Origin of the sequence: Dyella sp. AtDHG13 (assembly GCF_003201105.1) — a bacterium.
In the GTDB taxonomy this organism is placed as follows: Bacteria; Pseudomonadota; Gammaproteobacteria; order Xanthomonadales; family Rhodanobacteraceae; genus Dyella; species Dyella jiangningensis_B.
The window spans coordinates 90,188-116,876 of sequence record NZ_QICJ01000005.1; the positions used below are offsets into that span (position 1 = coordinate 90,188).

Consider the following 26,689-nt stretch of genomic DNA (forward strand, 5'->3'; position numbering starts at 1 on the left):
TGACGAGCGTGGGAGGGCTCGGGTTACTCGGCCTTACCCCGAAATCAAACGGTTCAAACGCTGCACGAACGCTGCCGGATCCGGCAACTGCGCACCCGCCGCGATCTCCGCCTGGTCGAGCAGAAGGTTGGCGAGGTCGGTGGACCTGGCCGGGTCGCTTTCGTTTTCCACGCGCTTGAGCAGCGGATGCTGGGGATTCACTTCCAGCGTCGGCTTGGCGGTGGGTACTTCATGGCCTGCCTCGCGCAGCAGGCGCGCGAGATGCGGTGCCATTTCGTAGTCCGACAGGGCAAGGCACGAGGGCGAGTCGGTGAGGCGTGCGGACACGCGCACGTCGCCGACGCGGTCGCCCAGCAGTTCCTTGAGCTTGTGCACCAGCGGCTCGGCCGCCTTGCTGACTTCTTCCTGGTGCTTCTTGTCGGCTTCGTCCAGCGGCAGTTCGCCCTTGGCGACGTTGCGCAGCTTCTTGCCGGCGTACTCGTGGAGGCTGTTGAGCATCCATTCGTCGATGCGGTCGAACATCAGCAGCACTTCGACACTCTTGGCGCGGAACGCCTCCAGCTGGGGGCTGCCCGCCGCCGCCGCATAGCTGTCGGCGGTGATGTACCAGATGGCCTCCTGGCCGATGGGCATGCGTGCGATGTAGTCGTCCAGCGATACGGTCTGCGCCGCGCCCTCGCCCTTGGTGGAGGCGAAGCGCAGCAGCTTGGCGATGCGCTCGCGGTTGGCGGGATCTTCGGCGATGCCTTCCTTCAGCGTGTTGCCGAAGGCCTTGTAGAAGGTGGCGTACTTCTCGGGTTCGTCGCGCGCGAGTTTTTCCAGCAGGTCGAGCACGCGCTTCACGCAGGCCGCGCGGATGCGTTCCAGCTGGCGATTGTGCTGCAGGATTTCGCGGCTCACGTTGAGCGGCAGGTCATCCGCGTCCACCACGCCACGCACGAAGCGCAGGTAGTTGGGCAGCAGTTCCTCGGCCGCGTCCATGATGAAGACGCGCTTGATGTAGAGCTTCAAGCCCTTGCGCTCGTCGCGCCCGCCCATCATCAGGTCGAACGGCGGCTGCTCGGGGATGTACAGGAGCGTGGTGAAGCTCTGGCTGCCCTCGACGCGGTTGTGCGTCCACGCCAGTGCGTCGTTGAAATCGTGGCCGAGCGATTTGTAGAAGCTCTGGTAGTCCTCGTCGGAAATCTCGTTGCGCGGCTTGGCCCACAGGGCCGAGGCGTCGTTGACGGTTTCCCATTCGTCGCCGGGCTTGCCGTCGACTTCCTTGGGCATGCGGATCGGGAAGGCCACGTGGTCCGAATACTTGCGGATCAGCGAACGCAGCTCCCAGCCCTTGAGGAACTCGTCCTCGTCGGCCTTCAGGTGCAGGATGACCGAGGTGCCGCGCTTGGGCAGGTCGACCGGGGAGAGGCTGTATTCGCCCTTGCCGTCGCTTTCCCATTTCACGCCTTCGCTCGCCGGAAGGTCGGCGCGGCGGCTGAGCACGGTGACGCGGTCGGCGACGACGAAGGCGGAGTAGAAGCCCACGCCGAACTGGCCGATCAGGCGCGCGTCGGTCTTCTGCTCCGCGCTCATCGCCTCGAGGAAACGGCGCGTGCCGGAGCTGGCGATGGTGCCGATGTTGGCGACCACTTCGTCGCGGCTCATGCCGATGCCGTTGTCATGCACGGTGACGGTGCGCGCCTGCGGGTCCCAGCTCACGTCGATCTGCAGCTCGCCTTCGCCGCCGAGCAGGTCGGGATGGGCGAGAGACTCGAAGCGCAGCTTGTCGCAGGCGTCGGAGGCGTTGGAGATCAGCTCGCGCAGGAAGATCTCCTTGTGCGAGTAGAGCGAGTGGGTGACCAGGTGCAGCACCTGGGCGACTTCGGCTTCGAATTTGCGGGTTTCGGGCGCGGTATTCGTCATACGGGAAGACTCGTGCAAGATCGGACGAAGGAAAGGATAAGCAAGGGGGCCGACGGATCGGCCCCCTATGATGCCCGCCCTCCGTCGGAGAGCGGGTGAAGACGATCAGCCGTTGGCCGAGGCGTTCTGCAGCGCGGCGATGCGCTCTTCCAGCGGCGGGTGGCTCATGAACAGGCCCTTCAGGCCGTTCGCCAGGTGGCCGGAAATGCCGAAGGCGGCGATGGTCTGCGGCAGGGTGCTCTCGCCGTGCTGCACCTGCAGGCGCTGCAGGGCCGAGATCATGGCGCCACGGCCGGCCAGCTTGGCGCCGGCGGCGTCGGCGCGGAATTCGCGCCAGCGCGAGAAGGCCGCCACGATGATCGAGGCAAACAGGCCGAACACGATCTGCAGCACCATCACCGACACGAAGTAGCCGATGCCACCGCCGCCATCACGGTCGCGGCCACCGGACAGCCAGCTGTCCACCAGCCGGCCGACCACGCGGGCCGCCACGATCACCAGCGTGTTGAGCACGCCCTGGATCAGGGTCAGCGTGACCATGTCGCCATTGGCGACGTGGCCGATCTCGTGACCGAGCACGGCCGACACCTGTTCGCGGTCCATCTGCTGCAGCAGGCCGGTGCTCACGGCCACCAGCGAGCTGTTCCTGGTCATGCCGGTGGCGAACGCGTTCATTTCCGGCGCGTCGTAGATGGCCACCTCGGGCATGCCGATGCCGGCGTTCTGCGCGTGGCGGCGCACGGTGTCCAACAGCCAGCGCTCGGCCTCGTTCTGCGGCTGTTCGATCACGCGGGCGCCGGTGGACATTTTCGCCGTCCACTTGGACATGGCCAGCGAGATGAAGGCGCCGCCCATGCCGATCACGGCGGCGTAGGCGAGCAGGTTGCCCATGCCGCCGTAACCACGGGCGGCGGCCCACTGATCGATGCCGAACAGATGGCACACGATGCTGAGCAGGAAAAGGACGGCGATATTGGTAAGCAGGAACAATGCGATGCGACGCATGGCTGTCTCTCGGGCAGTCATGAAAGGGGACACGGCTTTCGCCGTCGTGAAAGGATCGTGGCGATATCTTGCGGTTTCAAGGGCCAGAAGCAGGTGTCGGCCATGCGTGTTTCATGGTGGCGTCAGCCGGCCGCACCGCGCCCGTAAAATGGTCCGATGAACTACCGCGGACGATTCGCCCCCTCTCCGACCGGCCATCTGCATTTCGGTTCCCTCGTGGCCGCCGTGGGAAGCTGGCTGTGCGCCCGCCACGCAGGCGGCCAATGGCTGCTGCGCGTGGAGGACATCGACCCGCCCCGCGAAATGCCGGGCTCCGCCGAAAGCATTCTCGGCGCCCTGCCCGCCTTCGGCCTGGTGGCCGACGCGCCGCCCCTGTTCCAGTCCCGGCGCCGGGACGCCTACGATGCCGCCTTCGAACAGCTCAAGGCGGCGGGCCTGGTCTTTCCCTGCTGGTGCAGCCGCAACGACCTCGCCGGCGGGCTGCATCTGGACGGCCAATGCCTGGCCGCGCCGGTCGAGGCGCGCGCCCCGGCCTGGCGCTTGCGCGTGCCGGACGTCGACATCGCCTTCGTGGACTCCCTGCAAGGCCCGCAGACCCAGAACCTGCGCCTGGCCGCCGGGGATTTCGTGATACGGCGCGTGGAGGGCTATTACGCCTACCAGCTGGCCTGCGTGGTGGACGACGCCTTCCAGGGCATCACCCAGGTGGTGCGCGGCAACGACCTGCTCGATTCCACGCCGCGGCAGATCTTCCTGCAGCGCTGCCTGGACCTACCCACGCCGGCCTACCTGCACCTGCCGCTGGCGCTGGATGGCGAGGGCCGCAAACTCTCCAAGTCCGAGCGGGCGCACCCGGTGGACCCCACGCATCCGGCCCCGGCGCTGCGCCGCGCCCTGGATTTCCTCGACCTGCCGGCGCGGCAGGACACGAACGATCCGGCCGCGCTGCTCGAACACGCCCTGGCCCATTTCTCGCCCGAGCGTCTGCCGCACTGCAGCGAACGCGCGGCCGCCTGAAGCGCCCTCCACCGCTTCATCGGCCAGCCACCAACAACACCGCGAGAGGGCGTACTCTCCGTAGACGTTTTGCCATGTTGCGCATGGTAGACATGGCGGCGTTCCGGCCGCACGATCCGGGGCGCATGGGCATAGGCATCTTTGGAGAACAGGCATGACGCAACGCACGGCATTGGTCACTGGCGGCACGGGCGGTATCGGCACCGCGATCATTCGCTACCTCGCACGCCAGGGACATCGGGTCGCCACCAATTACCGGGATCAGGCCAAGGCCGAGGCGGTGAAGGAGTTGATGGCAAAGGAAGGCATCGAAGTGCTGCTGGTGCCGGGCGACGTGAAGGATCCCGACTCCTGCGAGGCCATGGTGCGCATCATCGAAGGCGCGCTGGGCCCGGTGGAGATCCTGGTCAACAATGCCGGCATCACGCGTGACACCACCTTCCACAAGATGACCTATCCGCAGTGGATGGAAGTGGTGAACACCAACCTCAACGCGTGCTTCAACGTCACCCGCCCGGTGATCGAGAGCATGCGCCACCGCAAGTGGGGCCGCATCGTGCAGATCAGCTCGATCAACGGCCAGAAGGGCCAGTACGGCCAGGCCAACTACGCCGCCGCCAAGGCCGGCATGCATGGCTTCACCATCTCGCTGGCGCAGGAAAACGCCAAGTTCGGCATCACCGTGAACACCGTGTCGCCCGGCTACGTGGGCACCGACATGGTGATGGCCGTGCCCGAGGACGTGCGCGAGAAGATCGTTGCGCAGATTCCGGTGGGACGCCTGGGCAAGCCCGAGGAAATCGCCCACGCGGTGGCGTTCCTGACGGGAGAGGAAGCGGGCTGGATCACCGGCGCGAACCTCTCCATCAATGGTGGGCATTACATGGGGTGGTAAGGGCTAGAAGTGAGTGAAGAGGAGTGAGTAGTGAGAGAAAAGCGCGGCATACGTGCAGGCTTTCTCTCGTTTCTCACTTCTCGTTTCTCACTCCTGACCTTGAAGAGAAGAGCGCGGCGTGTGTGCGGGCTTTTCTCTCACTACTCACTTCTCGTTTCTCACTCCTGTCTTTCCGCCTTCCAGCAGCCTCTCCATCACCCTTCCCACCGCCGCAAAGGCAAACGCACCGGTGACATGCGTGGCCGCGCCCAGACCGCCGCCGCAGGCCAGGTTCAGCGCTTCCGTGCCATTCGCGACCGGCGGGCGCGTGCCGCACACGGTGCCGTCGGGCTGCGGGTACTGCACGTTCTGCAGTGAATACACCGCGGACACGCCGAAGTAGCGGTCGGGATTGCGCGGGAAGTTGAAGTCCTGCCGGAGCTTCTTGCGGATCAGGCTGAACATCGCATCGTGCTCGGTGCGCGACAGATCGCGCACGCGGATCTGCGTGGGATCGGTGCGGCCGCCGGCGGAGCCCACCGTCACCATCGGCAGCTTGCGGCGGCGGCACCAGGCGATGGATTCCAGCTTGACGCGGAAGGCATCGCAGGCATCGAGCACCACGTCGTAGCCACGGTCGAGCAACTCGTCCAGCGTGGAGGTGGTGAGGAAGCGCTCGATCGCATCCACCTTGATGGCCGGATTGATTGCACGCAGGCGAGCCTCGATCACCTTGACCTTGGACTTGCCGTACTCGCCATCCAGTGCATGCAGCTGGCGATTGGTGTTGGAGACGCAGATGTCGTCGGCGTCGATCAGGGTGAGATGCCCCACGCCGCTGCGCGCCAGCGCCTCGGCCGCCCACGAGCCGACGCCGCCGATGCCGATGACGCACACGTGCGCCTGCATCAGCCGGTCCAGGCTGCCCACGCCATAGAGACGCTCCACACCGGCGAAGCGCTCGCGCGGAAACGCTACGCCAGCGTCCGCGCGCTGTTCTTCCACCGTGGCGGCATTTTCGATCTGCATCTGTGAAACCATGACAACACCTTGAAGGTCCGGCATTTTATCGGGAACCGGCCGGCCGTGCAGACGCTCACGCTATGCTTGCGGCCTGTCTGCCACCGCCTGGGATTCCACTGCATGCGCTCCGCCCTTCTGATCGTGCTCGGCCTGGTCATCGGCATCGTCGGCACCGTGTTCGCCATGAATGCGCTGCACGACCGCGAGCCGTATTCGCATACCCTGATGACGACGATGGCCCACCACGCCGGCGTGCTCAGCGCGGCTGTGAAGGCGCAGAAATGCGATGCGGCCCAGACGCAGCATCACCTGACGCGCCTGCTGGAAACCCAGGCGGACATCGATGAGTCCTTCCCGGGCGTGGATCAACCGTTCAAGGACGAGGCGGCCAAGCTGCGCGAGAAGACCCTGGCAGCCCTGCAGGCGGCGCCGGGCGACTGCGCGGCGCTGGCGGCGGCGATCAAGCCCATCGGCGAGACCTGCCAGTCCTGCCACCAGCAGTACCGCTGAGGGCGCCGCCTGCGGCTGAAGCGATCAGAGCTTCACCTTGCCCCGCAGGATCTGCCAGTACATCACCCAGTCGCCGATCAGGCTGTACAGCGGATGGGTGAACGTGGCGGGCCGGTTCTTCTCGAACACGAAGTGGCCGATCCACGCACAGCCGTAACCCGCCACCGGCGCCAGCAACAGCCACCAGGCCTGCCCGGTGGCGATGGCCAGCACGATCACCGCCAGCACCAGCGTGCTGCCGATGAAATGCATGCGGCGACATTGACGGTTGCTGTGCTCGTTCAGATAGAACGGGTAGAAGTCGCGGAAGCTGGCGAACTGGGACATGAGGATCACCGTGGACGATGCGTCCAGAGGGTAAGCCTGGCCGTCCGCCAGTGCACGCGCGCCTGCAGCATGCGCTGTTTCAGGCGGGCAGTGGGATGAACTCTTCCTCGTCGCCGACCACCTTGCCCATGCGTTGCGCCGACCAGTCCGCCTTCGCCTGCTCGATGCGCTCGCGCGTGCTGGCCACGAAGTTCCACCACAGGTGGCGCTCGCCATCCAGCGGCGCGCCGCCGAACAGCATCACGCGGCTTTTCACGGGCGCGCGCAGCGCGGGCGAAAACGTTCCCGTCTGCACGGCGGCCTGCGTGGGCTGCACGGTCACGCCGTCCCATTCCACTGCGCCGTCGACCACGCAGACGCCGCGTTCGATGTGCTGCTCCGGCCACGCCAATTCGGCGCCAGCCTCCAGCGTGGCCTCGATGAAGAACATCGGCGCGAACACTTTCACCGGCGATTCCTTGCCGTAAGCGGTGCCCGCAATCAGCACCAGTTCCGCACCGGGCTGGCTGATCCTGGGCAGTTCGTCGGCGCCGTGATGGTGGAATTCGGGTTCCACTTCGGCGTCTTTCTGCGGCAAGGCCACCCATACCTGGATGCCGTGCGCACGCTGGCCGCCACCGCGTGCTTCCGGCGGCGTGCGCTCGGAGTGCACGATGCCGCGCCCCGCCGTCATCCAGTTCACTTCGCCCGGACGGATGTCCGCGATGTTGCCGATGCTGTCGCGATGGCGGATCACGCCTTCGAACAGCCACGTGACCGTGGCGAGGCCGATGTGCGGATGCGGGCGCACGTCCATGCCCTTGTCGTCGAGAAAGGTCACCGGCCCCATGTAGTCGAAGAATACGAACGGCCCCACGTGCCGCGCCTGCAGCACCGGCAGCAGGCGACGCACATGGAAGCCGTCGCCCAGGTCGTGCACGCGGCCATCGATCAACGTTGGTTGCTGTTCCATCATCTCTCCTCGTTTACCAGGCGCGCTGGTACTGCACGGGCGCGGTGATCGCGACACCCAGTTCCTGTGCGGCGCGGCGCGGGAAGTACGGATCGCGCAGGCTCTCGCGTGCGATCAGCACCACGTCGGCCGAACCTTCCTCGATGATGCGCGCGGCGTGTGTGGATTCGGTGATGAGGCCCACCGCGCCGGTAGCAATGCCCACGTCGTGGCGCAGCCGGGCCGCGAAGGGCACCTGATAGCCGGGCGATACCGGGATCTTCACGTGCGGAATCAGGCCGCCGCTGGATACGTCGATCAGGTCCACGCCCATCGACTTCACCTCGGCCGCCAGCCGCACGCTCTGCTCGATATCCCAGCCGCCATCGGCCCAGTCGGTGGCGGAAATGCGCAGCCACAGTGGCAGGTGCTCCGGCCACACTTCGCGCACGGCGGTGATCACTTCGCGCACCAGCCGCGTGCGGTTCTCGAAGCTGCCGCCGTATTCGTCGGTGCGCTGGTTGCTCAGCGGCGACAGGAACTGGTGCAGCAGGTAACCATGGGCGCCGTGCAGTTCGATCAACTCGAAGCCCGCCGCCAGCGCGCGCACGGCGGCGGCGCGGAAGTCGGCGATTACCTGGGCGATGCCCGCCTTGTCCAACGCCTGCGGCACATGCCAGTGCTTGTCGAACGGCACCGCCGACGGCGCCACCGTCGGCCACGCGCCCTGCTCGGCGCTGAGCGGGCCACCGCCCTCCCACGGCCGCTGCGCACTGGCCTTGCGGCCCGCATGCGCCAGCTGGACGCCGACCACGGCGCCCTGGGCCTTCACGAAGCCGGTGATGGGTTGCCATGCCTGCTGGTGCGCGTCGCTCCACAGGCCCACGTCGCCCGGGGAGATGCGCCCTTCGGCGGAAACCGCCGTGGCCTCGACGATCACCAGGCCCGCGCCGCCCACCGCGCGGCTGCCCAGGTGCACCAGATGCCAATCGTTGGGCAGGCCGTCGACGGCCGAGTACTGGCACATCGGCGCGATCACGATGCGGTTGCGAAGCGTGACGCTGCGTTGCGCGTAGGGAGTGAAGAGTTTCATCGGATCCGCTCTAGGAAAAAACGTCTGCCACAGATGCCGGCGCCGGCCGCCGCGTTCAAGTACTCGATCAGGTAGATTGCGCATCCAGCCATGCGGCGATGCGCGCCGCGACCGGTCCGGGCATCTTCATCCAGCCGAAATGGTCCGCCTTGTCGCTGCCGAGGTCCGCGCCCGTAATCACTTGCTGCACCGAAGGGCTGGCGGGCATTTTCCCCAGCAACCATGACAGCGATGCCGGCGGCGCGAGCCAGTCGTCCTGCATGCGCAGCCCCAATACCGGAACGCGCAGCCGGCTGAGCAAGTGCTCGAAGTCGACATCCATGCCCACGGCGGCGTAGCGGCCCGTGCGGCCGGAGCGCGCCCAGTCGTCGATCAGTTGCCGCGCCTCATTGCCGCCGAAGCTCAATTTGCGCCCCGGCAGATGGCCGACCAGCCGCGCCAGCCACGGCGCCAGCGCATAGGCGGGCCACAGCAGCCGCCCCTGCGGAAACTGCCGCCAATATGGCGAACCGCTCGCCACCGCCAGCAGGCCAGCGACGTCGTGCGGATGCAGGCTGGCGTAAAGCGCTGCGATCTGCGCGCCCAGGCTGTGGCCGCCAAGGTACAGGCGCGCCTGCGGCAAACGGGCGTGCGCTGCGGCAATGCCGGCCGGGATGTCATCCTGCAGCAACTCCTTGTAGCCCCAGTTTTCCCGCCGCCCTGCGCGCTTGTCGCTGGAACCGATGCCGCGCCATTCATGGATGGCCACGGCAAGGCCGTGCTCGGCCAGCGCCTGCGCCAAGGGCAGGTAGTGCTTGGCCGCCACACCCAGCGCTGGCAACCAATAGAGCAATCGACTCGGCTGCGCAGCGGGACATTGCAGCAACACGTCCGCATGCGCGCCGTCGGCCGTGGTGACGGGCAACACATCGCATGGTGGAAGCGTGGTGGACACAGAAAGCGATGCGGACATGCGCGGCACGCGACGGGAATAAAGACTGGCAGGCTAGCGAATCCACGCGCATGGAAAAAGCCGCGCAAGGAAAAGGCCGGCGTGTGCCGGCCTTTTCCTCATGCTGTGCATGTATTCCCCAATGAACTCAGGCGGGCGCCACTTCATCGGCCTGCAGGCCCTTCTGCCCCTGCACCACCTTGAAGCTCACCTTCTGGCCCTCTTTCAGGCTGCGGAAACCCGTTCCGCTGATCGCCCGAAAATGCACGAAGACATCCGGGCCGCTTTCACGACTGATAAAGCCAAAGCCTTTGGCGTCGTTGAACCATTTGACAGTGCCAACTTCACGATCCGACATGACTCACTCCGATCAACTCGATGCTGAGACAAGTCAGCCTCCCCTTTGGCCGACGGCTTACTGGGCATGCAGGGATCGGGGTGAAGCGATGTGGACCCTTGCGAGTCGCGCATCGGGCACGCACGTGACCGAGCAACCACAGTGAATCCAGCATAACGGATTTCTTTAATGCAAGTGAATGGCTTTAATCAATCATTTCGATTTTCACATTTCAACGACATTTGCGAATAAAACAAAAAAGCCAGGCATTGCTGCCTGGCTTTTTCTTCAACGATTTGAAACCGCCAATTACTGCGGGATCACTTCGTCGGCCTGCAGGCCCTTCTGGCCCTGCACGACCTTGAAGGAGACCTTCTGGCCTTCGACGAGGCTCTTGAAGCCGTTGCCCTGGATCGCGCGGAAATGCACGAAGACATCCGGGCCGTTGTCACGGCTGATGAAGCCAAAGCCCTTGGCATCGTTGAACCACTTGACGGTACCGATCTGACGATCAGACATGTAAATCACTCCATAGGATTGAACAGACTCAGCCCGCGCGACATGCGCAGGCCGGCTTACTGGTGTGCAAGGAAACCCTAGGGGTGAGGCGATGTTGCTAGATCGAGATCAGGCGGCATCGGGTCACAAAACTCTGGTGACCCCGGCAAACACAGTAGGCGCATCATAACGGCTTGCGCGCCATATAGCGAATAGGGGAATACCTCCGAAACCTGAATGAATAACCGTCAGTTCTTACTCAATGGTTTGATTTTCACGCGGTCTTCGCATTTCATCCCGTCCCTTGGCGGGTGAGATCAGCATCCCCGCCGCCACCCCTACCGTGCAGGAGAAGCTCCATGATGTTCCGTCGCCCCTATCGCCCGGCCCTCCTAGCCCTTGTCGCAGGTGGCGTGATCCTCGCCGGCTGTTCCAGCAAGCCGGAAACCCGCCCGACGACCACCTCCCACAGCGCGAGCACCACCGCCGGCTCCCGTGCCACCACGGGCGCGAGCTCAAGCACGACGACGACGCGGCAGCGCACCGGCACGGTGACCACCTCCGGCGGCAAGCCGCTGCCCAGCAGCACGGGCATTCCCGCCTGCGACGACTACCTGGCCAGCTACGTGTCCTGCCATGCGGCGGCCGGCGTGTATCCGCCCGACCAGATCCAGGCGCGCTACGAGGACATGCGCACCAGCCTGCTGCAGGATTCGGTGGATCCCAACGCGCGGCCGCAACTCGGTGCGCGCTGCACCGCACTCGCCAAGCAGTTGCGCGCCACGCTGCAGGGCAAGTCCTGCGCGCCGGTGAGCCCGGCCGCAAGCAGCAGCGCGCACTGACTCAGCGCAGCAACGCGCGCAGTGCGGAAGCCACCGATGCCGGCCGGCTGCGCGAGAGTTTCACCTTGGGCGTTCCATGCCACGTCGCCGACGCACGTATCGCATCGGCGACGTCTTTCAGCAGCCTTGGCGTCGCCTCGACATCCGGCTCGAGAAACAGCGCCTTGACCTCGAACACGCCCTCGCGGCGATGCGCCTTCGCGTCGAGGCGGCCAATCAATCGCCCCCGATGAAGAATTGGCAGCACGTAGTAGCCGTAGCGACGCTTGGGCGCCGGCACATAGCATTCGATGGTGTACTCGAAACCGAACAGCGCCTGCGCACGCGCGCGGTCCCAGACCACGGGATCGAAAGGCGACAGCAGCGCCGTATGCGTCGCCCGCAACTGGCCTGATGCCGCCTGCGCCAGCAGCGCAGCGTGGTCGCAATGCACATAGGCGGGCACGTTCCAGTCCGCCACCTGCACCTGGATCAACTCGCCGTCGGCCACCAGCGGTGCCAGCTCCTTGTCCGTCACGGCGGGCTTCAGGCGATGGTAGTCGGCGATCCAGCGCGCTTGCGCAATGCCCAGCGCACGCGCGGTGTCGAGGATGAAACGGCGCCGCAGGCTCTCGTGATTCAGTGCAAGCAACGCCGGATCCATCGGCGGCTGCAACTTTTGCAGCACGCGTTCGGCCAGGTCGTAGACGCGCTGAAAGCGCTCGCGTCGCGTCACCATCAATTCGCCCAGCGCAAACCATGCTTCCAGCCAGCGCTTTTCCGGCTTCCATGACCACCAGCCGCTGGCGCCGCGGGTTTCGCTCTCGAAATCCGCCGCGCGTGCCGCTCCGTTGTCGCGTATGCGCGCGAGCAGCGTGTCCATGCCTTCCCGATGTTCGCGATGCATGCGATCGGCATGCTTGTAGGCCCAGTGCATGGCGCGCTGCCTGCTCCACGCCTGGTGCAGCGGAAAATCGGCCGCGGGCACAAAGCACGCTTCATGCGCCCAGCATTCGGCAATGCGCCCCTCGTCGAGCAACTCATCCAGCCATTGAGGATCGTAGTCGCCAAGGCGCGAATGCAGCACCAGGTAAGGACTGCGGGCGATCACGTGGATGCTGTCGATCTGCAGCAGGCGCATGCGTGCGATGGCATCGACCACATCGTCTTTCTTCGCGCGCGACTTGCGCCTGGCGAGCAGGCCTTGCGCCGCCAGGTGAATGCGTTGCGCCTGCGACAGGCTCAATGCGATGTGTTGCGCAGATGAAGGAACCGACAACGCTAACGAGGGCTTCACGTATTCACGATGCCTTTATTGAGGCGGCATTTAGCCGTGTTTTGTTAGTTTGAAACTCAGCGCGAAGGACCTGCAGCGCGACACCGCATATCACTGCACCATCGCGCGCTTCCGCACAGAGCCACGCATTCTGGCATGGAGTAATGACGATGAAACCCCGCACTCCCCTTCTCGCTCTTGTCACCGCCGGATCGATGATGCTGGCGGGTTCGCTGTTGGCACAGGACCAGACCATGCCGACACCACCGCCACCGCAGCCGGTGCAGAACACGGCGCCACCGCCGCCGCCCACCCAGACCATGCCGACCAACGCGCCGACGCCTCCGCCGCCGGGCGGCACGCAGGCCCAGACCAACGCCGGCGGCCAGCAGGTGACGATCAACTCCAGCGTTCCGCCGATCAATCCTGGCCCGGCCCCCAGTTTCGAGCAATTGTCGGGCGGCACCAAGTACATCACCGAGTCGCAGGCGTCGGCATATCCGCTGCTCGCCAACGACTTCAGCTACGTCGACAAGGGCCACACCGGCCACATCACCAAGGCACAGTACGAAGCCTGGGTGAGCCACAACCAGTAAGATGCAATAACCCGGACGCGGGTCGCCGGCAGCGGCGGCCCGCGTCGTCACACGTGATGGATGGCGCTGCTGGTATGGAGACGGTTATCGTCGCCGCGCGCTGATTGATCGCACGCCCGACCAGGATGGAGCCTCACCATGCGACTCACCCACCTGGCAGCTTTGCTTACGCTTGGCCTGCCTTCGCTCGCTGCCCGTGCCCAGAATCCCGAGCCGATGGATATCCGCGCGTGCACCGCCATCGAAACCGACTCGCAGCGCCTGGCGTGCTACGACCACGCGACTGGGCGCGACAACCTGCCCGCCGCCCAAAAGAAGACTGACAACGCGGCACAGCAGGCATCGGCACCGACGTCCGGCACCGTGTTCGGCCACGAGGCATCGAAGAACGCCAATGCACCCTCCACCACCGCGCAGACGACGCCGGAAGTGAAGCCGCTGTCCCTGCTGGACAGCCGCTGGGAACTGTCGCCGGAAAGCAAGCTGGGCACGTTCAACCTGCGCGGCTACAAGCCCATCGTGGTGCTGCCGTTCTTCGCCAGCAGCAACCAGAACCGGCAACCGACGAGCCCCAATCCGCTCAACACCGTCACCGAACCGCAGCAGCTGGACAACATTGAGAGCAAGTTCCAGCTGAGCCTGAAGACCAAGATCTGGCAGGGCGTGTTCGGCGACACCGGCGACGTGTGGGTGGGCTATACCCAAAGTTCGCGCTGGCAGGTCTACAACAAGGAGCAGTCGCGGCCGTTCCGCGAGACCAATTACGAGCCGGAAGCCATGCTCATGTTCGACACGAACTATGAGGTGGCCGGCTGGAACGGGCGGCTGATGGGCCTCGGCCTCAATCACCAATCCAATGGGCAGTCCGATCCGCTCTCGCGCAGCTGGAATCGCGTGATGGGCTACTTCGGCTTCGAGCGTCCGAACTGGACCATCATGTTTCGCCCCTGGTGGCGCATTCCCGAAGGCGGCACGGACGACAACAACCCCGATATCAGCAATTACATGGGGCGTGCCGACATGCAGATCATCCACGAGTGGAACGGGCAGGAATTCGGCCTGATGCTGCGTCACTCGCTGCGCGGCGGCAGCGAGAGCCACGGCGCGGCGCAGCTGACCTGGTCGTTCCCCGTGGCGGGCAACCTGCGTGGCTACATGGAGCTGTTCAAGGGCTACGGCGAAAGCATGATCGACTACAACCACAACGCCACCTACCTGGGCATCGGCGTCTCGCTGCTCGACTGGTACTGACGCAGGCGTATCACCACCAGGTGCGCTTGGTGCCGGTGAGTATGCGCAGCATCTGTCCGCGCGCGATGGGCAGCCGCCCGACCGGGCCGAAGAAGCGGTCGCGAAGGCCGGCGAGCGCATCGTGGTCGGACTGGAACAAGGGCGTGAGGAAGCGGCTCAGCCGTTGATAGATGCCCACGTGCGTGCGCCGCTGCCGCCGGTAGGCATCCAGCGCGGTGGCGAGGTCATCATGCGCCGCCAGCGCATCGGCAAGCACCTGCACGTCGAGCAGCGCCATGTTCACACCCTGCCCCAACTGCGGACTCATGGCGTGCGCGGCGTCGCCGATGAAAACCACGTTGTTCCACGACGTGCGATGCAGGACCACGTCGCGATACCGCGCGCGATGCAACTGGCTGGCCGAGTGGATGCCTTCCAGCAACGGCAGCGCCTCGGGCCATAGCTCGCCGAGGCGTTGGCGCAGGCGTTTCAGCGCCGCATCGTCGAACGTGTCGACCTGCTCGCCGGGCAGGCTGTAGAAGAAGGTGAGCCAGCGCTCGTCGCTGCCGTCGCGTCGCCCCACGGGAAGCAGGCCGATCATCTCCCGCGTTCCGGCATAACGCTGGTGCAGCGTGTCGAGGTGCGGCCACGCCGCGGCAGGCAGCAGGCACCACATGGCACCCCAGGGATAGAGCGCTTCGCGACGAATCACGCCGGGCTGCCGGCGCAGCACCGAATGCGCGCCATCCGCCGCGACGATCAGGTCGAACGGGCCATGTTGCCGGCCTTCGCCATCTATCAGATGTCGTCCGTCGTCCGACAGGCTTTCGATGCGCGTGCCGCTGCGTATCGCATCGCGCCCCGTCCACGCGCTGTCGAGCAGGGAAAACAGCGCGCCGCGCGTCATGCCCAGCCCGAAACAGCCGGGCGCATGATCGCCGTAGCGCATGTCCATCACCGCGCGACCGGCCAGGTTGCAACCATATAGGCGCTCGATGCGCTGGCCGCTCGCGAGCGCCTGTTCGTGCAAGCCCAGGCGGGTGAGCACGGACAATCCGGTCGGTTGCAGCAGGAAGCCCGCGCCGACGGGGCCGGGCGAAGGGGCCTGTTCGAAGACGGTGAGGGCGTGTCCGGCGGCGCCCAGCAGCAGGCAGCTTGCCTGCCCGGCCACGCCATAGCCCACTACGGCGATATGCAGCTTTTTCCGCATGACCATCCTTGTCTGGCCGGAGTTCCGGCAACGGCATCATGCCGTGCGTGGCGGACGTTGGCGCAGGGGCCAACGTCCGCGCGGTGCATCAGTGGTGATGGCCGCCTTCGCCGTGCACGTGGCCGTGGGCGAGCTCTTCCTCGCTGGCCGGGCGCACGTCGGTCACTTCCACGTCGAAGTGCAGCGTCTGGCCGGCGAGCGGGTGGTTGCCGTCGATGTGCACCTTGTCGTTCTCGACCTTGGTCACGGTGACGTTGATCACGCCCTGCGGGCCGCGGCCCTGGAACTGCATGCCCGGCTGGATGTCTTCCACGCCCTGGAAAGCCTCGCGCGGCACTTCCTGCACGAGCTCGGCGTGATGCACGCCGTAGCCTTCTTCCGGCGCCACGTCGACCTTGAACTGATCGCCCACCTGGCGGCCTTCCATCACCTTCTCCAGGCCCGGCACGATCTGGCCGACGCCCTGCAGGTAGACGAGCGGCTCGCGACCCTGCGAGCTGTCGAGCACCTGGCCGTTGTCGTCGGTGAGCGTGTAATGGAAGGAAACGACGGAGTTCTTGGCGATCTGCATGATGTTCTCGAATGGGGAGGGAGCGCCGGCAAGGGGCCGGCACGAAGGACAAAGCCTAACAGACCCCTTGTGACGACGCCGCCCAAGGCTTGTTCTCAATGCCCCACGGCGTCCCTAGCCGGACGCGCCCGGGATTGGCGATACTTCGCCCATGCCACGCCCATATCGCCTGCTATGCCGTTGTACCGCCGCGCTTTTTGGCATGGCGCTGGCCATTCCTTCCATCGCGGGGCAGGCCGTTTCCAACCCCGGACCGGCGGCATCGACGCCCTTGCGGATCACCACGGCGCCCTCGCTGGGCGAGCAGATCGACAGCCTCATCGCGCAGCCGCGCTTCGCGGGCGCCGACTGGGGCATTGCCGTGATTTCGCTCAGCACGGGCCGCACGCTCTACAGCCACCACGCCGACCAGCTGTTCCAGCCCGCCTCCACCACCAAGCTGTTCACGGCCGCCGTGGCGCTCAGCGAGCTTGGCCCGGACTACCGCATTCCGACGCGCGTGCTGGCCGGCGGCGAGGTCCGCAACGGCCGGCTGGACGGTCCCCTGATCCTCTACGGCATGGGCGACCCCACCTTGGGCGTGGACGCGGCCACCCTGCACTGGGCCGACCAGCTCGCCGGACAGCTGGCCGCGCAGGGCCTGAAGCACGTGCAGGGCGACCTGATCGCTGACGCCACTTATTTCGCGAGCCCCATGATGGGCAGCGGCTGGGAGGCCACCGACCTGCAGAGCTGGTTCGCGGTCCCCACCAGCGCGCTGAGCGTGGGCGAGAACCAGGTGGAAGTGACCGTCGCGCCCGGCATCGGCGCCGGCGCGCCTGCCGTGCTGCGCCTCGATCCGGCCGACGCCATGACCGCCGTGACCAACGACGTGCTCACCAGCGCGCAGCGCACGCGCAACGACGTGAATCTCTATCGCGCCCCGGGTGACGGCACGCTGTACGCGTTCGGCAACATCGCGGCGAAATCGCCTGCGCAAAACTACAAGCTCGCCCTGCCCGACCCCGCGCAGTTCGCGGGGCGGCAGCTGCAGGAGGCACTGGCGCGCCATGGCATCCAGCTGGACGGCAAGCTCGCCACGGTGCACTGGCCGCGACGCGATGCCTTCCTTCCCAATGCGCCGCGCACGCTGGCCGAGGTGCTTTCGCCGCCGGTGGGCGAGATTCTGGCGCGCGGCCTCAAGCGTTCGCAGAATCTCTACCTGCAAAACCTGCTGCTGCTCGCCGGTGTAAAGGCGCAGGCGGATACCGAGCAGCGCGAAGGCAGCATGGGCTTCATCACCAGCGAACGCTGGGGCATCCGCGCCCTGCACCAGATGCTGGAGCAGATCGGCATCGCGCCGGGCGCCAGCCTGATCGAGGAAGGCGCCGGCCTGTCGCGTCGCAACCTGGCCACGCCCAACGCGATAGCGCGCCTGCTCGTCTTTCTTGCCAGCCAGCCCTACGGGCCCGCCCTGGTGCAGGCCCTGCCCATCGCGGGCGTCGATGGCACGCTGCAGTGGCGCATGCGCAACACGCCCGCCGAGAACAACGTGCGCGCCAAGACCGGCAGCATGAGTTTCGTCCATTGCCTTGCCGGCTACGTCACCAGCGGAGACGGCGAACGGCTGGCGTTCGCCATCATGCTCAACAACTACGACCCGCCCAATGGCGCGCCCAGCGCGACCAAGGACATCGACCAGATCGCCGAACTGCTCGCCGGTTCACGCAGCACGCCGGGCGCGGCGTCGACGCCGGTCGCGGCCACTCACCCCGCCCACTGAGATCACAAAGAGGCTTTGAGGTCCTTGCCGATCTTTTCGGGCGTGTCGGTGGGCGCGTAGCGCTTCACCACCTGGCCGTCGCGGTCGACCAGGAACTTGGTGAAGTTCCATTTGATCGACTCACTACCCAGGATGCCCTTGCCCTCGCTCTTGAGCCACTTGTAGAGCGGGTGCGCGTTGTCGCCGTTCACCTCGATCTTGGCGAACATGGGAAAGGTCACGTCGTAGCTGGTCGAGCAGAAGTTGCGGATTTCCGCCTCGTCGCCCGGCTCCTGGTGGCCGAACTGGTCGCAGGGAAAACCCAGCACCACCAGGCCCTTGTCGCGCTCGGCGCGCCACAGCGTCTCCAGCCCCGTGTATTGCGGGGTGAACCCGCACTTGGAGGCCACGTTGACGATCAGCAGCGTCTTGCCGCGGTAGTCGGCCAGCGAATGCTCGTTGCCGTCGATATCGCGCGCGGAAAAGTCATAAACGGAGGTCATCGTGGCCATCCTCGTTGAAAGACGACCAGTCTAGCCCCAACGATGTCCCGCGTGACGTATGCTTTGCACCCGGTCGGCCCCTCCAGCGGCCGGCTCGACGCCCGCGCCTCCCCGGCTCCCGAAGGTACCCCGTGATCAGATTCCAGGATGTGCACAAGTCCTACCGTGTCGACGGCCGGGACGTTCCCGCACTGCAACCCTTCAACCTCGACATCGCCGATGGCGAAGTGTTTGGCATCATCGGCCATTCGGGCGCGGGAAAATCGACGCTTATACGTCTGATCAACCTGCTCGAGCGGCCCAGCGGCGGCCGCATCCTGATCGGCGACACCGAGATGACGGCGCTGAGCGAGGCACAGCTTCGCCACGAGCGCCAGCGCATCGGCATGATCTTCCAGCACTTCAATCTGCTGGCGTCGCAGACGGTGGCCGACAACGTGGCGTTTCCGCTGCGCCTGGCCGGCGAGCGCGACGAGGCCGCCATCCGCCAGCGCGTGGCCGAACTGCTCGCCCGGGTGGGGCTTACGGCGCATGCGGACAAGTATCCATCGCAGCTTTCCGGCGGACAGAAGCAGCGCGTGGGCATTGCCCGCGCCCTGGCGAACCGGCCGTCGATCCTCTTGTGCGACGAGGCCACCAGCGCGCTCGATCCGCAAACCACGGCGGCGGTGCTGGATCTGCTGGCGGAGATCAACCGCGAGCTCAAGCTCACCATCGTGCTGATCACGCACGAGATGGACGTGGTGCGCCGCGTGTGCGACCGCGTGGCCGTGCTCGATGCCGGACGCATCGTGGAAACCGGCGCGGTGGCCGATGTGTTCCTGCATCCGCAGCACGCCACCACGCGACGCTTCGTCAACGAAGCCCTGCCGGAAGAAGCCGCTGGCGAGCAAATGCCGTTCGCGCACGTGCCGGGCCGCATCCTGCGCCTGTCGTTCCGCGGCGAGGCGACGTGGACGCCCGCGCTGGGCCGCGTGGCACGCGAAACCGGTGTGGATTTCAACATCCTTGCCGGCCGCATCGACCGCATCAAGGACCTGCCCTACGGCCAGCTCACGCTCGCCATGCAGGGCGAGCGCGTGGACGATGCACTCGCCAGCCTGCGCCAGGCGGGCATCGAAATCGAAGAGATCACCCCGGCCACGGAGCACCACGCATGAGCGCCCTGCTGCAAAGCCTGTTCCCGCATATCGACGACTGGAGCGAGATCGGCCATGCCTGCATCGACACTTTGCTGATGCTGGGCGGCTCGCTGCTGCTCACCGTACTGCTTGGCCTGCCCCTGGGCGTGTTGCTGTATCTCACCGGCAAGGGCCAGCTGCGCGCCATGCCCAAGCTCTATGCGGTGCTGTCTCTGCTGGTGAACATCCTGCGCTCGATTCCCTTCATCATCCTGATGATCGTACTGATGCCGCTCACCTATGTGCTGGTGGGCACCAAGCTCGGCATACGCGGCGCGATTCCGCCGTTGGTGATCGGCGCGGCGCCGTTCTTCGCGCGCCTGGTGGAAACCGCCCTGCGCGAAGTGCAGCGCGGCGTGATCGAGGCCAGCCAGGCGATGGGCGCCACCACCTGGCAGATCGTGCGCCACGTGCTGCTGCCTGAAGCGCGCGGCGGCCTGATCGCCGGCACCACCGTCACCGCCATCGCCCTGGTGGGCTACACCGCCATGGGCGGCGCCATCGGCGCGGGCGGCCTGGGCGACCTGGCCTACCGCTACGGCTACCTCAGCTACAAGTCCGATTACATGGTGGTGACGGTCGTGCTGCTGATCGTGCTGGTGCAGCTGCTGCAGATGGCCGGCGACCGCATCGTGGCGCGGTATACGCGGCACTGAGCGAAGCAGGGGCCCGGCACGCCGCCGGGCCTTTTTGCATCCGGCGGTATGGACGGCTATTCTGATGCACCGCATCACGTGCCTCCCCATATGACGAAGTTGCATAAGCTCATTGCCGTTTTCTCCGTGCTGCTCGCGCTGGCGGGTTGTTCGTCGTCCAACGGCGGCGGCGATGCCGGCAGCCAGAAGCTGGTGGTGGCCGCCACCGCCGTGCCGCACGCGGAGATCCTCAAGCAGGTCAAGCCGATCCTGGCGAAGGAAGGCGTGGACCTGGAGATCAAGGTGTTCGCCGACTACGTGCAGCCCAACACGCAGGTGCTGGAGAAGTCGGTCGATGCGAACTACTTTCAGACCAAGCCTTATCTCGACGCGTTCAACCGCGAGCGCGGCACCAACCTGACCATCGTCACGGGCGTGCACATCGAGCCGTTCGGCGCGTACTCGCGCAAGATCAAGTCCATCGACCAGCTGCCGGACGGCGCCTCGGTGACCCTGCCCAACGACCCCAGCAACAACAGCCGTGCGCTGCTGCTGCTCGCAAAGCACGGCCTGATCACGCTGAAGGATCCGACCAATGAGATGTCCACGCAGAAGGACATCACGGCCAACCCGAAGAACCTGAAGTTCCGCGAGTTGGAAGCCGCCATGCTGCCGCGCACGCTGGACGAGGTGGACCTTGCCCTGATCAACACCAACTATGCGCTCGCCGCCGGGCTCAACCCGACCAAGGACGCACTGCTGATCGAGGACAAGGATTCGCCGTACGTGAACTATCTGGTGGCCCGTCCCGACAACAAGGACGACCCGCGCATCCAGAAGCTGGCCAAGGCGCTGACCAGCCCCGAGATCAAGGCCTTCATCGAGCAGAAGTACCAGGGCGCGGTGCTGCCGGCGTTCTGACATCCGCTCGCATGGTTTCTCACAGGGGCGCACGATGCGCCCCTTTTTTTCAGCAGGGCAGCGCTTCGGGATCGACGGGGATCTCGAATACCTGCCGCAGATACGCCACGTACGCGCTGTCGTCGCACATGTTCTTGCCCGGCGAGTCGCTGATCTTCGCCACGGGCTGGCCATTGCAGCGAACCATCTTGATGACGATCTGCAGCGGCTCCGGACCCGCGTCATTGGTGAGGTTGGTGCCCACGCCGAAGGCGAGCTGGCAGCGGCCGTGGAAGTGCTGGTACAGGCGCATCACCTTGGGAATGTCCAGGCCATCGCTGAACACCAGCACCTTGCTGCGCGGGTCCACGCGGTTGGCGCGGTAATGCGCCAGCACACGCTCGCCCCACGCGAACGGGTCGCCGGAATCGTGGCGCGTACCGTCGAACAGCTTGCAGAAGTACATGTCGAAGTCGCGCAGGAAGGCACTCAGTCCGTAGACGTCGGACAGCGCGATGCCCAGGTCGCCGCGATACTCCCTCGCCCACGTCTCCAGCGCGGCCACCTGCGAATCGCGCAGCCGCGGCCCCAGCGCCTGATGGGCCTGCAGATATTCGTGCGCCAGCGTGCCCAGCGGCGTCAGGCCCAGCTTCCACGCCAGCCAGACGTTGCTGGTGCCCGCCAGCTGGCGGCCCAGGCCGTCGCGCAGGGTGGTCACCACTTCTTCGTGCCATGCCCGCGAGAAGCGGCGGCGAGTGCCGTAGTCGGCGATGCGGCAATCCTGGAAACCCTCGGTATCGCGCAGCAGCGCGATCTTCTCGCGCAGGCGCCGGCGCCCTTCGGAAAGATCGAGCCCATGCTGGGTGTTGCGGAAGTACACCTCGTTGACGATGGCCAGCAAGGGCACTTCGAACAGGATCGTGTGCAGCCACGGGCCGCGGATGCGTATCTCGATCTCGCCGGGGCCATCCTGCGCCGGGTAGATTTCCACGTACTTGGCATTGAGCTGGAACAGCCCCAGGAAGTCGACGAAATCGCTCTTGATGAAGCGCCAGCTGCGCAGGTAGTCCAGCTCTTCCGCCGTGAAGCGCAGCGAGCACAGGCCGTCCAGTTCGCGGCGGATCTCATCGAGGTAGGGCACCAGGTCGATGCCCGGGTTGCGGCATTTGAACTTGTACTCGACCTGGGCCGCCGGATAGTGGTGCAGCACCACCTGCATCATGGAGAACTTGTACAGATCGGTGTCGAGCAGGGAGGTAACGATCATCGGTCGCTCATGCGCACGGGGGATAAGGCGATTATCCTCGCCCAGCCCCAATCGCGGGGCCTTCGATGTCAAACGACGCGCAAATAAAAACCCCGGTAGCCAGGGGAGGGGCTAGCGGGGTTTTGTCAGGCCTGGTCCATAACAAAGAGGGGAAAAGGACCGACCCCTCAGTGGCACGATGTGCTGTACCACTTCTTGTCGCCGTCACGGCGATACGTCTCCTTAGTGTGGCCGGTGCGGAACGAGTTCAAGCGCCCCGGCGGTTTCGTTCAGCTTTTGGCAAGCTGGCCGACGCGCCTACAATCGTTAGATTCTTGGAAAGGGAACGCCATCCGATGATCCGCACGCTTCGCCGCCTGTGTCTGCTCGCCCTGTCGCTCGCCCTGCCCGCGCACGCCGCTGACCTCACCATCGACCTTGGCCACGGCGCCAGGACCTATACGACGGCCCAACTGCTGGCGCGCAGCGACGCACGCGACGTGACCATTCCCGCCGACGTGGCTTTCAAGCGCGCCATGCGCTACCGCGCGGTCCCGCTGAAGGCGCTGCTGGACGGTGCCTCGCCGGACGACACCCTGCAGTTCGTCGCTGCCGATGGCTTCGCCGCGCAGATTCCCGCCGCGCTGATCGTGCGCGCGCGGGGTTCGCAAGCGTGGCTGGCGGTCGAAGACCCGGCGCATCCGTGGCCCACGTTGGACGAGATCAAGGGCGATGCCGGTCCGTTCTACGTGGTCTGGACTGATCCGGAAGCGATGAAGATCAGCCCGGAGCAATGGCCGTTCCAACTGGCCAGCATCCGGCGCCAGCCCTCTGTAGCCGAGCGCTTCCCTGCCATCCTGCCCGACCCCGCGCTGAAAGCCGACAGCCCCGTGCAGCGCGGCTTCGCGGTGTTCCAGCGCACCTGCTTCGCCTGCCACACGCTCAACGGCCAGGGCGACGCCAAGCTGGGGCCGGATCTCAATATTCCCCACAGCCCCACCGAGTACCTGCGCGAAGACCTGTTCCGCGCTTACATCCGCGACCCGCAATCCCTGCGCCATTGGCCGCAGGCGCGCATGCCGGGCTTCGACCGCAAGGCCATCTCCGATCAGGATCTTGATGACCTGCTCGCCTACCTGCGCCACATGGCCGGACGAAAGGCCCAGCCCTGACGGACGCTACGGCGCGACCGTGGGGCGGCTGGTCGAATCCAGCCACTGCTGCAGCGATTTCTGCCGCTCGGCGTAGGGCTGCCGCGCAAACTGCCGCACGCTGGCGTAGAACGCCGGCCACTGCCCTTCCGCGTGACGGAACAGGGCCAGGAACACGGGTGTCCAGCGGTCATAGATGCCGAACGGCAATAGCCGCGCGTTGTTGATCGGGCCGTTCACCCAGGCGTCGTAACGGTGGTCGTTCGGCCAATCCAGGTCGCGCCATTGCGCGTAGCGCATGCGGAAGTCGTCGATGATCCGCTGTTTCCCGCTCGCCATCGCCTGCTCGTCCACGCCACTGGCGTAAAGCTTCTTCAGGCGATCGCGCAGATCCATCACCAGCCAGGTGAAGCCGTCGTCCATGGTCTTTTCGTGCTCGTCCTGCGGCGGCAGGCCGCGCGACTGGCGCCACTCGCGCAAGCCCTGCTCCTGCACGAAGCTGGCGAAGGATTCGTTGAAGGCGCTGTCGTCCTTCACGTAGATCAGCTGATGCGCGAGTTCGTGGAAGATGGTGCCGGCCAGCTCGTCGTCATCCCAGCGCATCATGCTGCTGAGGATGGGGTCGGCGAACCAGCCCAGGGTGGAATACGCCGACACGCCGCCGACGTAGACGTCATCCCCCTTGGCTTCCAGGCGCGAGGCTTCGGCCTGGGCCTTCGGCTTGGAGAAATAGCCGCGATAGGCCACACATCCCGCGAAGGGAAAACAATGCTGCACCGGCGCCACCGAGAACCTCGGCGTGGCGAAGACGTTCCACACCACGTAGGGTCGATCCAGCTTCACATAGCTGGTGTAGCTGCGGTTATCGGGCAGGCCCAGGTGTTCGGAGGCGAACCGGCGCGCGTCCTGCGACAACGCCAGGCGCTGGCGGGTCTTGGCATCGGTGGCGGGATCGCTCAGCACCGCGCTGACGTCGCGGCGGTTCATGACCAGCTCGCCCTGCCCCTTGGCCACGTGGGCGTAGTAGTCGACCGTGCTGCAGGCAGAAAGCACGAGGCCCATCGTCAACGCGACGATGGGCCTGGGAATCCGTAGTGTTCGTGGCACGCGGCGGGGCAACCTCATGCCGCGATTGTGCCCTGAACCTGGCGTTCGTGGCTCAGTGGCCGCGACCGCCCCAGCCGCCGTGGCCGCCGCTCCAGTTGCCATGGCCACCGCTCCAGCTGCCATGGCCGCCATGGTAGTAACCGCCGCCACCGTGATAGTAGCCACCGTGCCCGTAGTAACCGCCACGGTAGTAGCCGCGACCGTAATAACCGCCACCCCAGTAGCCGCCGATGCCGACGCTCACGGCCGGACCGTAGCAGCAGCCGTAGTAGCCGTAGCTCGGATAGTAGTAGCCAGGGTAGTAGCCGCTATAGGTGACGCCCGTGCCGTAGTAGGCATCGCCGCCGCCCGTGGCGACGGGGCGCACGTAGCTGTAGCCAGGGTCGTAATAGCAACCGGATAGCGCCGCGGTGGCAACCGCCAAGGCGAGACCGGCAAGCATGCGTTTCATGACAAAAGGCCTTCAGTGGAAGACGACTCCACTGTGAACCTCCGCCGTTGAGTGCGCACTGAACGCTCCCGGCATGGCGGCAGCGCGGGCTGCCGGCCATGCCGTTACCGGGTTGGGTGACCGGTTCAGTGGTTGCCGTTGCGCTCGGGCGGCTGACGGATGTGTCCGTAGACCGCCTCGCTGGAGACGCCGCCGTTACCCGTTCCCATGCCGATGGCGTCGTTGCTGGCCGAGGGATGTTCATCGGCGCCCGGCCAGGTGGGACCCTGCCGCACGCGCTCCTGTTTCGCCTCGAGCAAGGCCTGGATCTGCTCCGCGGCCTGCTGCGGCGTGATGCGCTTGCGCGCCGGGCGTCGCGGACGAGGCGTGGCGGCGGCCGTTGTGCGACTGCGCGTGGTCTTGGCCGCCGACTTGCGGGTGGCCGCCTGGCGAGGGGCGGCGCGTTTGGAGGCCGCCTTGCGGGCGGTCTTCTTCGCCGTCTTCTTGGCGGTGGTGCGCTTGCGTGCGGTCTTCTTCGCCGTGGCCTTGCGTGGAGCGGCGCGCTTGGTTGCGGCCTTGCGTGCCGTCGTCTTGCGGGCAGTGGTTTTCCGTGCGGACGTCTTGCGGGCGGTGGCCTTGCGTGTGGCCGCCTTGCGCGCCGCGGGTTTCTTCGCGGCTACCTTGCGGGCGGCGCTCTTTCGCGTGGCGGTCTTGCGTGCTGCGGTCTTGCGAACCGTGCGACGGGCCGTGGCGGCGGCGCGTTTGCGTGCGGTGGTTTTCTTGGCAGTGGATGTGCGGGTGGCGGTTTTCTTGGCCGAGGATTTCTTCGCGGCCGGCTTGCGCTTCGTTGCCATGCGTCTTCACTCCTGCGGTGATCGAGAAAGCCTGACGCCCCCATCACGCCAGGCTAACCCGACAAGTAACACCGCAAAGATGTATCAGGGGTGAGCAAAGCCGCTTTTTTTCGGCATCCACCGCGCGATCAGAACCTCGGCCGCGAGAGTTCCGACAGGAAATGCGAGAGCACTTCCGGCCGGATAAGCAGGGTGAATGCCACGCCGAACGCCGCGCCCCACAGGTGCGCGCTGTGATTGACGTTGCCCTGCCCGCGGCGATCCATGTAGATCGAATACACCACGTAAAGCACCGCGTAGATGATGGCCGGCATCGGCACCACGAACACCACGATGCGCGACCACGGCGACAGCAGGATGTACGAGAACAGCACCGCCGATACCGCGCCCGACGCACCCAGGCTGCGGTAGTTCGGGTTGTTCTTGTTGCTCAAATAGGTCGGCAGGATCGAGACCACCAGCGCCACGATGTAGAACAGCGCAAAGCCCATCGTGCCCAGCTTCGCGGCGAAGAACCCTTCCATCACGCGGCCGAAGAAGAACAGCGTGATCATGTTGAACAACAGGTGGCCGAAGTCCGCGTGCACCACGCCATAGGTCACCAGGCGGTGGTATTCGCGGCTGCGCGTGATGGCCGGCGGCCACAGGATCAGATCGTTCATCAGGCGGGCGTTGTTGAACGCCATGAAAGACACGATGGCGGTGATGGCGATGATGATCAGGGTGATCATGCAGTGTTCCGTATGGGGCTGAAGGCAGCGGCAAAGACTTCCCATCTTGGCGGCG

Annotated in this window: 29 protein-coding genes; 11 read left to right on the forward strand and 18 right to left on the reverse strand. The window is 65.8% G+C overall.

Annotated elements, in window-relative coordinates:
* Nucleotides 1-33 precede the first annotated feature (33 nt).
* Together htpG and htpX are read right to left on the reverse strand one after the other, a co-directional pair.
* Complete coding sequence (htpG, locus tag BDW41_RS10250) at nt 34-1,905, reverse strand: molecular chaperone HtpG (protein ID WP_074551481.1); 1,872 nt, start codon at nt 1,903-1,905, stop codon at nt 34-36.
* Nucleotides 1,906-2,010: 105 nt separating this feature from the next.
* On the reverse strand, nt 2,011-2,910 hold the full coding sequence (gene htpX, locus BDW41_RS10255; RefSeq protein ID WP_074551480.1) for a protease HtpX: 900 nt from the start codon (nt 2,908-2,910) through the stop codon (nt 2,011-2,013).
* A 156-nt stretch (nt 2,911-3,066) separates the two neighbouring features.
* Here htpX and gluQRS point away from each other — a divergent pair, with 156 nt between their 5' ends.
* Nucleotides 3,067-3,927, forward strand: coding sequence for a tRNA glutamyl-Q(34) synthetase GluQRS (gluQRS, locus tag BDW41_RS10260; protein WP_074551479.1), 861 nt, complete (start codon nt 3,067-3,069; stop codon nt 3,925-3,927).
* A gap of 154 nt (nt 3,928-4,081) precedes the next feature.
* The gene (phbB, locus tag BDW41_RS10265; RefSeq protein WP_074551477.1) at nt 4,082-4,822 is read left to right on the forward strand and encodes an acetoacetyl-CoA reductase; all 741 of its coding nucleotides are present in this window, start codon (nt 4,082-4,084) and stop codon (nt 4,820-4,822) included.
* A gap of 144 nt (nt 4,823-4,966) precedes the next feature.
* On the opposite strand, the gene BDW41_RS10270 is transcribed toward phbB, so the two are convergent.
* Nucleotides 4,967-5,830 carry a tRNA threonylcarbamoyladenosine dehydratase gene (locus tag BDW41_RS10270; RefSeq protein WP_074551475.1) on the reverse strand — a complete coding sequence of 288 codons (864 nt, stop codon included), beginning with the start codon at nt 5,828-5,830 and terminating at the stop codon, nt 4,967-4,969.
* A gap of 114 nt (nt 5,831-5,944) precedes the next feature.
* Here BDW41_RS10270 and BDW41_RS10275 point away from each other — a divergent pair, with 114 nt between their 5' ends.
* On the forward strand, nt 5,945-6,334 hold the full coding sequence (locus BDW41_RS10275) for a cytochrome c (RefSeq protein WP_074551473.1): 390 nt from the start codon (nt 5,945-5,947) through the stop codon (nt 6,332-6,334).
* Between the two features lie 24 nt (nt 6,335-6,358).
* On the opposite strand, the gene BDW41_RS10280 is transcribed toward BDW41_RS10275, so the two are convergent.
* The 6 genes from BDW41_RS10280 to BDW41_RS10305 all read right to left on the reverse strand — a co-directional run bounded on the left by BDW41_RS10280 (nt 6,359) and on the right by BDW41_RS10305 (nt 10,472).
* The gene (locus tag BDW41_RS10280) at nt 6,359-6,661 is read right to left on the reverse strand and encodes a DUF962 domain-containing protein (RefSeq protein WP_074551472.1); all 303 of its coding nucleotides are present in this window, start codon (nt 6,659-6,661) and stop codon (nt 6,359-6,361) included.
* Between the two features lie 79 nt (nt 6,662-6,740).
* Nucleotides 6,741-7,613 carry a pirin family protein gene (locus BDW41_RS10285; RefSeq protein ID WP_074551606.1) on the reverse strand — a complete coding sequence of 291 codons (873 nt, stop codon included), beginning with the start codon at nt 7,611-7,613 and terminating at the stop codon, nt 6,741-6,743.
* A gap of 13 nt (nt 7,614-7,626) precedes the next feature.
* Nucleotides 7,627-8,685, reverse strand: coding sequence for an NADH:flavin oxidoreductase/NADH oxidase (locus tag BDW41_RS10290; protein ID WP_074551470.1), 1,059 nt, complete (start codon nt 8,683-8,685; stop codon nt 7,627-7,629).
* A 67-nt stretch (nt 8,686-8,752) separates the two neighbouring features.
* Entirely contained in the window at nt 8,753-9,637 is an 885-nt protein-coding gene (locus tag BDW41_RS10295; protein WP_074551604.1) for an alpha/beta fold hydrolase, read from the reverse strand.
* 127 nt (nt 9,638-9,764) lie between these two features.
* Complete coding sequence (locus tag BDW41_RS10300; RefSeq protein ID WP_038616299.1) at nt 9,765-9,974, reverse strand: cold-shock protein; 210 nt, start codon at nt 9,972-9,974, stop codon at nt 9,765-9,767.
* Nucleotides 9,975-10,262: 288 nt separating this feature from the next.
* Nucleotides 10,263-10,472: a cold-shock protein gene (locus BDW41_RS10305; RefSeq protein WP_019465667.1), complete on the reverse strand. Its 210-nt coding sequence runs from the start codon at nt 10,470-10,472 to the stop codon at nt 10,263-10,265.
* Nucleotides 10,473-10,810: 338 nt separating this feature from the next.
* Here BDW41_RS10305 and BDW41_RS10310 point away from each other — a divergent pair, with 338 nt between their 5' ends.
* Complete coding sequence (locus tag BDW41_RS10310; protein WP_233496833.1) at nt 10,811-11,293, forward strand: hypothetical protein; 483 nt, start codon at nt 10,811-10,813, stop codon at nt 11,291-11,293.
* A gap of 1 nt (nt 11,294) precedes the next feature.
* Here the strand turns inward: BDW41_RS10310 and BDW41_RS10315 are convergent, their stop codons facing one another.
* A complete protein-coding gene (locus BDW41_RS10315) occupies nt 11,295-12,569 on the reverse strand; it encodes a crosslink repair DNA glycosylase YcaQ family protein (protein ID WP_304529192.1) in 1,275 nt (424 codons plus the stop codon).
* A 149-nt stretch (nt 12,570-12,718) separates the two neighbouring features.
* On the opposite strand from BDW41_RS10315, the gene BDW41_RS10320 reads away from it, so the two are divergent.
* Entirely contained in the window at nt 12,719-13,144 is a 426-nt protein-coding gene (locus BDW41_RS10320; protein WP_074551469.1) for a hypothetical protein, read from the forward strand.
* A 138-nt stretch (nt 13,145-13,282) separates the two neighbouring features.
* Nucleotides 13,283-14,395, forward strand: a complete 1,113-nt coding sequence (locus BDW41_RS10325) for a phospholipase A (protein WP_074551467.1) — start codon at nt 13,283-13,285, stop codon at nt 14,393-14,395.
* Between the two features lie 10 nt (nt 14,396-14,405).
* Here the strand turns inward: BDW41_RS10325 and BDW41_RS10330 are convergent, their stop codons facing one another.
* Together BDW41_RS10330 and BDW41_RS10335 are read right to left on the reverse strand one after the other, a co-directional pair.
* Nucleotides 14,406-15,584 carry an NAD(P)/FAD-dependent oxidoreductase gene (locus BDW41_RS10330; protein ID WP_074551465.1) on the reverse strand — a complete coding sequence of 393 codons (1,179 nt, stop codon included), beginning with the start codon at nt 15,582-15,584 and terminating at the stop codon, nt 14,406-14,408.
* Nucleotides 15,585-15,672: 88 nt separating this feature from the next.
* Nucleotides 15,673-16,155 carry a peptidylprolyl isomerase gene (locus BDW41_RS10335; RefSeq protein WP_074551463.1) on the reverse strand — a complete coding sequence of 161 codons (483 nt, stop codon included), beginning with the start codon at nt 16,153-16,155 and terminating at the stop codon, nt 15,673-15,675.
* Nucleotides 16,156-16,357: 202 nt separating this feature from the next.
* On the opposite strand from BDW41_RS10335, the gene dacB reads away from it, so the two are divergent.
* Nucleotides 16,358-17,917, forward strand: coding sequence for a D-alanyl-D-alanine carboxypeptidase/D-alanyl-D-alanine-endopeptidase (gene dacB / locus BDW41_RS10340; RefSeq protein WP_233496834.1), 1,560 nt, complete (start codon nt 16,358-16,360; stop codon nt 17,915-17,917).
* Nucleotides 17,918-17,919: 2 nt separating this feature from the next.
* Here dacB and BDW41_RS10345 read toward each other — a convergent pair whose 3' ends face one another.
* Nucleotides 17,920-18,399 (reverse strand): glutathione peroxidase, encoded by a 480-nt coding sequence (locus BDW41_RS10345; RefSeq protein WP_074551459.1) that lies wholly within the window; start codon nt 18,397-18,399, stop codon nt 17,920-17,922.
* Nucleotides 18,400-18,530: 131 nt separating this feature from the next.
* On the opposite strand from BDW41_RS10345, the gene BDW41_RS10350 reads away from it, so the two are divergent.
* From BDW41_RS10350 to BDW41_RS10360, 3 genes are all read left to right on the forward strand, one after another.
* A complete protein-coding gene (locus BDW41_RS10350) occupies nt 18,531-19,559 on the forward strand; it encodes a methionine ABC transporter ATP-binding protein (RefSeq protein ID WP_074551457.1) in 1,029 nt (342 codons plus the stop codon).
* Nucleotides 19,556-20,236: a methionine ABC transporter permease gene (locus BDW41_RS10355; protein WP_074551455.1), complete on the forward strand. Its 681-nt coding sequence runs from the start codon at nt 19,556-19,558 to the stop codon at nt 20,234-20,236. The genes BDW41_RS10350 and BDW41_RS10355 overlap by 4 nt, the downstream gene beginning before the upstream one ends.
* Nucleotides 20,237-20,326: 90 nt before the next feature.
* Nucleotides 20,327-21,136, forward strand: coding sequence for a MetQ/NlpA family ABC transporter substrate-binding protein (locus BDW41_RS10360; RefSeq protein WP_199535320.1), 810 nt, complete (start codon nt 20,327-20,329; stop codon nt 21,134-21,136).
* Between the two features lie 49 nt (nt 21,137-21,185).
* On the opposite strand, the gene pncB is transcribed toward BDW41_RS10360, so the two are convergent.
* Nucleotides 21,186-22,382: a nicotinate phosphoribosyltransferase gene (gene pncB / locus BDW41_RS10365; RefSeq protein ID WP_074551453.1), complete on the reverse strand. Its 1,197-nt coding sequence runs from the start codon at nt 22,380-22,382 to the stop codon at nt 21,186-21,188.
* A gap of 335 nt (nt 22,383-22,717) precedes the next feature.
* Between pncB and BDW41_RS10370 the strand changes: the two genes are divergently transcribed.
* On the forward strand, nt 22,718-23,533 hold the full coding sequence (locus tag BDW41_RS10370) for a cytochrome c (protein ID WP_074551451.1): 816 nt from the start codon (nt 22,718-22,720) through the stop codon (nt 23,531-23,533).
* Nucleotides 23,534-23,539: 6 nt separating this feature from the next.
* Here BDW41_RS10370 and BDW41_RS10375 read toward each other — a convergent pair whose 3' ends face one another.
* The 4 genes from BDW41_RS10375 to BDW41_RS10390 all read right to left on the reverse strand — a co-directional run bounded on the left by BDW41_RS10375 (nt 23,540) and on the right by BDW41_RS10390 (nt 26,634).
* A complete protein-coding gene (locus BDW41_RS10375; protein ID WP_074551449.1) occupies nt 23,540-24,574 on the reverse strand; it encodes an aminopeptidase in 1,035 nt (344 codons plus the stop codon).
* A 97-nt stretch (nt 24,575-24,671) separates the two neighbouring features.
* Complete coding sequence (locus BDW41_RS10380) at nt 24,672-25,070, reverse strand: hypothetical protein (RefSeq protein WP_074551448.1); 399 nt, start codon at nt 25,068-25,070, stop codon at nt 24,672-24,674.
* A gap of 125 nt (nt 25,071-25,195) precedes the next feature.
* On the reverse strand, nt 25,196-25,903 hold the full coding sequence (locus tag BDW41_RS10385) for a histone H1-like repetitive region-containing protein (RefSeq protein ID WP_074551446.1): 708 nt from the start codon (nt 25,901-25,903) through the stop codon (nt 25,196-25,198).
* A gap of 128 nt (nt 25,904-26,031) precedes the next feature.
* Nucleotides 26,032-26,634 carry a rhomboid family intramembrane serine protease gene (locus BDW41_RS10390; protein ID WP_074551444.1) on the reverse strand — a complete coding sequence of 201 codons (603 nt, stop codon included), beginning with the start codon at nt 26,632-26,634 and terminating at the stop codon, nt 26,032-26,034.
* Between the last annotated feature and the right edge of the window lie 55 nt (nt 26,635-26,689).

What these genes read in the sequence shown, in the direction of transcription:
- BDW41_RS10370 (WP_074551451.1), top strand. Translation starts at nt 22,718, where the DNA reads ATGATCCGCACGCTTCGCCGCCTGTGTCTGCTCGCCCTGTCGCTCGCC.
- BDW41_RS10380 (WP_074551448.1), bottom strand. Translation starts at nt 25,070, where the DNA reads ATGAAACGCATGCTTGCCGGTCTCGCCTTGGCGGTTGCCACCGCGGCG.
- BDW41_RS10300 (WP_038616299.1), bottom strand. Translation starts at nt 9,974, where the DNA reads ATGTCGGATCGTGAAGTTGGCACTGTCAAATGGTTCAACGACGCCAAA.
- BDW41_RS10390 (WP_074551444.1), bottom strand. Translation starts at nt 26,634, where the DNA reads ATGATCACCCTGATCATCATCGCCATCACCGCCATCGTGTCTTTCATG.
- BDW41_RS10295 (WP_074551604.1), bottom strand. Translation starts at nt 9,637, where the DNA reads ATGTCCGCATCGCTTTCTGTGTCCACCACGCTTCCACCATGCGATGTG.
- phbB (WP_074551477.1), top strand. Translation starts at nt 4,082, where the DNA reads ATGACGCAACGCACGGCATTGGTCACTGGCGGCACGGGCGGTATCGGC.
- htpX (WP_074551480.1), bottom strand. Translation starts at nt 2,910, where the DNA reads ATGCGTCGCATCGCATTGTTCCTGCTTACCAATATCGCCGTCCTTTTC.
- BDW41_RS10310 (WP_233496833.1), top strand. Translation starts at nt 10,811, where the DNA reads ATGATGTTCCGTCGCCCCTATCGCCCGGCCCTCCTAGCCCTTGTCGCA.
- BDW41_RS10285 (WP_074551606.1), bottom strand. Translation starts at nt 7,613, where the DNA reads ATGGAACAGCAACCAACGTTGATCGATGGCCGCGTGCACGACCTGGGC.
- BDW41_RS10330 (WP_074551465.1), bottom strand. Translation starts at nt 15,584, where the DNA reads ATGCGGAAAAAGCTGCATATCGCCGTAGTGGGCTATGGCGTGGCCGGG.
- BDW41_RS10385 (WP_074551446.1), bottom strand. Translation starts at nt 25,903, where the DNA reads ATGGCAACGAAGCGCAAGCCGGCCGCGAAGAAATCCTCGGCCAAGAAA.
- BDW41_RS10320 (WP_074551469.1), top strand. Translation starts at nt 12,719, where the DNA reads ATGAAACCCCGCACTCCCCTTCTCGCTCTTGTCACCGCCGGATCGATG.
- BDW41_RS10375 (WP_074551449.1), bottom strand. Translation starts at nt 24,574, where the DNA reads ATGGGCCTCGTGCTTTCTGCCTGCAGCACGGTCGACTACTACGCCCAC.
- pncB (WP_074551453.1), bottom strand. Translation starts at nt 22,382, where the DNA reads ATGATCGTTACCTCCCTGCTCGACACCGATCTGTACAAGTTCTCCATG.
- BDW41_RS10270 (WP_074551475.1), bottom strand. Translation starts at nt 5,830, where the DNA reads ATGCAGATCGAAAATGCCGCCACGGTGGAAGAACAGCGCGCGGACGCT.
- BDW41_RS10345 (WP_074551459.1), bottom strand. Translation starts at nt 18,399, where the DNA reads ATGACCTCCGTTTATGACTTTTCCGCGCGCGATATCGACGGCAACGAG.
- BDW41_RS10280 (WP_074551472.1), bottom strand. Translation starts at nt 6,661, where the DNA reads ATGTCCCAGTTCGCCAGCTTCCGCGACTTCTACCCGTTCTATCTGAAC.
- BDW41_RS10355 (WP_074551455.1), top strand. Translation starts at nt 19,556, where the DNA reads ATGAGCGCCCTGCTGCAAAGCCTGTTCCCGCATATCGACGACTGGAGC.
- dacB (WP_233496834.1), top strand. Translation starts at nt 16,358, where the DNA reads ATGGCGCTGGCCATTCCTTCCATCGCGGGGCAGGCCGTTTCCAACCCC.
- BDW41_RS10290 (WP_074551470.1), bottom strand. Translation starts at nt 8,685, where the DNA reads ATGAAACTCTTCACTCCCTACGCGCAACGCAGCGTCACGCTTCGCAAC.
- BDW41_RS10335 (WP_074551463.1), bottom strand. Translation starts at nt 16,155, where the DNA reads ATGCAGATCGCCAAGAACTCCGTCGTTTCCTTCCATTACACGCTCACC.
- htpG (WP_074551481.1), bottom strand. Translation starts at nt 1,905, where the DNA reads ATGACGAATACCGCGCCCGAAACCCGCAAATTCGAAGCCGAAGTCGCC.
- BDW41_RS10275 (WP_074551473.1), top strand. Translation starts at nt 5,945, where the DNA reads ATGCGCTCCGCCCTTCTGATCGTGCTCGGCCTGGTCATCGGCATCGTC.
- gluQRS (WP_074551479.1), top strand. Translation starts at nt 3,067, where the DNA reads ATGAACTACCGCGGACGATTCGCCCCCTCTCCGACCGGCCATCTGCAT.
- BDW41_RS10325 (WP_074551467.1), top strand. Translation starts at nt 13,283, where the DNA reads ATGCGACTCACCCACCTGGCAGCTTTGCTTACGCTTGGCCTGCCTTCG.
- BDW41_RS10360 (WP_199535320.1), top strand. Translation starts at nt 20,327, where the DNA reads ATGACGAAGTTGCATAAGCTCATTGCCGTTTTCTCCGTGCTGCTCGCG.
- BDW41_RS10305 (WP_019465667.1), bottom strand. Translation starts at nt 10,472, where the DNA reads ATGTCTGATCGTCAGATCGGTACCGTCAAGTGGTTCAACGATGCCAAG.